This is a genomic window from Deinococcus marmoris DSM 12784 (assembly GCF_000701405.1).
Lineage (GTDB): Bacteria > Deinococcota > Deinococci > Deinococcales > Deinococcaceae > Deinococcus > Deinococcus marmoris.
In genome coordinates, this window is sequence record NZ_JNIV01000187.1 from 1 (window position 1) to 3,382 (window position 3,382).

A 3,382-nucleotide genomic window follows, 5' to 3' on the forward strand; every position below is an offset into this window, starting at 1 on the left:
AGCCGCCTTTCGCCGTCCCAGATGACAACCAAATGCTCAAATGTCAAAAATGCTGTTCAGGACGCTATTGAAATCGAGTTGTCCGGTACTGAACTTGCAGCGCTTCCGCGACCTGGGTCTGGACGTGCAACTGACCTAGGTGGACGTTCAGATGGTGGGAAACGGCAGCGAGAAGGAGAAACTGGCCCGTCAGGCGCAGGTCTACGGCGAGCTGCTGTCCACCTGCCTGGCCGTGAAATGCAGCGCCTTCATGATGTGGGGCGTCTCGGACCGGACCTCCTGGCGGGCCGGAGGCAAACCGCTGATCTTTGACGACGGGTACGCGAAAAAACCCGCTTACGGTGCGCTGCTGCGGGTGCTACAGACGGCTGGAAAGTAATTGCTGTCGGCCTGGAGCGGTTCTCCGAATGGAGTTACCGGAAGAAAAGACTTCCGGTAACTCCATTCTCTCGTTCCGAGTTGTACCAGTCCGTCCTGCTCGGTAAAAGTCACTCGCTATCGTCGTGAACAGACGCCCATGAGGACGCTCCTCCTCCCGCTCGGTCATGAAAATGGTATTTTTATGACAAATGCTTTAGCCCAGCACGTTCTGCCTGAAGCGCTCCAGCAGCGCCAGCCCCACCGCACCACTTTTTTCCGGGTGGAACTGGGTGGCGTGCAGGTTGCCTACGCTGAGGGCTGCCCAGAAGGGGACGCCGTACTGCGTCAGTGCGCCGTGTTGCACGGCCACGTCGGCTGGCACGTAATAACTGTGGACAAAGTAGGCGTAGGCTGAACCGTTCAGCCCCCGCAGCAGCGGCGAATCCCCCACGCGTTCCAGGGCGTTCCAGCCCATCTGCGGCACCTTGTGACCTGCGGCGGCAGTGAACTTGCGGACTGTGCCGGGGATCAGGTTCAGGCCCGCCACGCCCGGCGCTTCCTCAGAGTCGCTCAGGAGCATCTGCATCCCCACGCAGATTCCCAGCAGCGGCACGCCCGCCCGTGCGGCGTCGGTGACGGGGCCGTGAAAGCCGCCCGTCTCGAAAGCTTCCATGACCTGCCGGAAGTGACCCTGGCCGGGCACCACCAGCGCGGTGGCGTGCGGCACGTCGGCGGGATCGGCAGAGACGCGCACCCGCATTCCCGCCCGTTCCAGCGCTTTGGCGGCGCTGCGGACATTGCCCGCGCCGTAGTCCAGCAGCAGAACTTCAGGCACGCTCACAAGCTGCCCTTGGTACTCGGCATCTCGGCAGACGTGACGGCCACCGCGTCGCGCAGGGCACGGGCCACCGCTTTGATCACAGCCTCGATGACGTGGTGGGCCTCTCTCCCGGCCAGCAGACGCACATGCAGGGTCACGCCGCCGTGGTTGCAAAAGCCGCGCAAAAACTCGCGCAGGTGGTAATGGGTCATGCCGCCTGCATCGCCCCACACGTTCAGCGTCTCAGGCTCGAAGGCGAGGTGGGCACGTCCCGACAGGTCCACGACGGCGTGCGCCAGCGTTTCATCCATCGGCACGAAGGCGCTGCCGTAGCGCTCGATGCCCTTGCGGTCTCCCAGCGCCTGAGACAGAGCCTGCCCCAGCGTAATCCCGGTGTCCTCGATCAGGTGGTGCGGTTCGATGTGCAGATCGCCCGTGGCCGCCACGCTCAGGCCCAGGCGGCTGTGGCGGGCCAGGGCGTCAAGCATGTGGTCAAAAAAGCCGTGCCCGGTCTGCGGCGTGTCATACGCCGAGGAATCGAGATCCAGACGAACGGTGATCTCGGTTTCGGCGGTCTTGCGGGTCGTGGTGGCGGTGCGGGAATCGGGGGCCGTGCGGCTCATGGTGAGGAGTGTAGATGATGCGGCGACGATGTTTGGAATGCTTGTTGAGATTGGCCCGTGGTGGCGCGTTTTTGTGCTTTCGATGCTCACAGAGGCCGTTACAAATGTTTAGAACTTTTTTCATTTATCATCCGATACATAAATCCGCCAGGACTTGGGCCATTTTGCGCGCACGTCTTATGGTCCTCAAGCGCTCTCCACGTTTCGTCAGCCAGACCTTAATTTCCAACGGATTACGTCTTGACCATAATATGATTCTGTTATAGACTAAACGCATGAAGCTCAGTGATGTTCAGAAACGACTCCAGGCCCCGTTTCCGTCCCATCTGGTGGGGTGGAAACCCCAGAGTTACACCAAGGACCGCAGCCGGGCGCTGATGCTGTCCTACGTGGACGCCCGCGCAGTGCAGGACCGGCTGGACGCCATTTGCCCGGATGCCTGGGCCTTCGAGATCGAGGTGATCCCCGGCACGGCCACCGCCACCGTCAAGGGCCGCCTGACTGTGTTGGGCGTGACCCGCGAGGACATTGGCGAGGCGGGCGAGGGCAATCTGGGGACGCTGAAGGCCGCTTCCTCGGACGCGCTGAAGCGGTGCGCGGTGCAGTTCGGGATCGGACGCTACCTGTACGATCTGCCCAAGCAGTGGGTCGACTGGGACGATGCCAGACGCGGCCCGAAGGTGACCCCCGAACTGCCCGACTGGGCACGGCCCGATCACGAACGCACCCCCGGCGGCGCGCATCTGGTGCAGGCGATGGAACAGTTACGCTATGAGCTGCCCGAGGATCTGGACCTGCAACGGGAAGTGTACAAGCACCTCAAGGCCGCGCTGGGCAGCATTCACCCGGTGGCCGTGAGCCAGGGTCAGGCCGCATGAACCGCTTTCCAGATGCCCGCAACCTGCTCACGGTGACGCTGGGACTGCTGGCCCTGATGCTGATGAGCGGGATGCTGGCGCGGGTGCTGTAGCTGAAGATGGAATACAAGGCCGCCGGGATGCACTTCCCCGGCGGCCTTGTTCTGACCTGAAGCTGAAAGATTCAGGACTATGGCGCGGTTTTCCTCAGCCCTGGCTGATCCACTCTCGGCTTCACGTCCCTGGGCACGGGTCCCAGCACCGCCTCGATCCCCACGTTGATCCACGCGAAGGCGCGGCGGGTGTTGGGCATGGTGTAGGTCTGGTCCGCGCCGTGCTGCATGAAGGCGTAGACCACACGCCGTCCATCTGTGGTCTGAAAGTAACCGCTGTAGGTCAGGATGCCCCAGCCGTTGCCGCCCTTGCCACCAAAAAAGTTAATCTGCGGTTTCCAGTTCAGCGCCGATCTGCCGTAGCCCAGCCCCATCACGTCGCGCTGCCATTTGGCCGCGCGGGGCGACAGGCCAGGGCGCAGGAATTCGTGGGCCAGCAGCGTGCCCCATTCGTACGGCGTGCTGAGGTTATGGACGCTCAAGTCGTCATTGGATTTGTGGCGGGTCTCGAAATAGGGTAGGACCACAGAACGGCGTGGAGTCGTGGTCAAGCGGCTTGAGGAGGCGGCAACCGAAATAAGAGGAGTTCTTCCATCGTCCAGGGATGAT

The 3,382-nt window shown here is 62.4% G+C and carries 5 protein-coding genes; 2 read left to right on the forward strand and 3 right to left on the reverse strand.

Features of this window, described 5'->3' with window-relative positions:
* Nucleotides 1-151: 151 nt before the first annotated feature.
* Nucleotides 152-379: an endo-1,4-beta-xylanase gene (locus Q319_RS0122770; protein ID WP_162178704.1), complete on the forward strand. Its 228-nt coding sequence runs from the start codon at nt 152-154 to the stop codon at nt 377-379.
* A gap of 195 nt (nt 380-574) precedes the next feature.
* On the opposite strand, the gene hisH is transcribed toward Q319_RS0122770, so the two are convergent.
* Together hisH and hisB are read right to left on the reverse strand one after the other, a co-directional pair.
* A complete protein-coding gene (gene hisH / locus Q319_RS0122775; RefSeq protein WP_156039562.1) occupies nt 575-1,201 on the reverse strand; it encodes an imidazole glycerol phosphate synthase subunit HisH in 627 nt (208 codons plus the stop codon).
* A complete protein-coding gene (hisB, locus tag Q319_RS0122780) occupies nt 1,198-1,803 on the reverse strand; it encodes an imidazoleglycerol-phosphate dehydratase HisB (RefSeq protein WP_029484687.1) in 606 nt (201 codons plus the stop codon). Before hisB ends, hisH begins: the two co-directional genes overlap by 4 nt.
* A 275-nt stretch (nt 1,804-2,078) precedes the next feature.
* Between hisB and ddrA the strand changes: the two genes are divergently transcribed.
* Nucleotides 2,079-2,681 (forward strand): single-stranded DNA-binding protein DdrA, encoded by a 603-nt coding sequence (ddrA, locus tag Q319_RS0122785; protein ID WP_029484688.1) that lies wholly within the window; start codon nt 2,079-2,081, stop codon nt 2,679-2,681.
* 169 nt (nt 2,682-2,850) lie between these two features.
* Here the strand turns inward: ddrA and Q319_RS0122795 are convergent, their stop codons facing one another.
* Nucleotides 2,851-3,300 carry a hypothetical protein gene (locus Q319_RS0122795; protein WP_415814719.1) on the reverse strand — a complete coding sequence of 150 codons (450 nt, stop codon included), beginning with the start codon at nt 3,298-3,300 and terminating at the stop codon, nt 2,851-2,853.
* Nucleotides 3,301-3,382 lie beyond the last annotated feature (82 nt).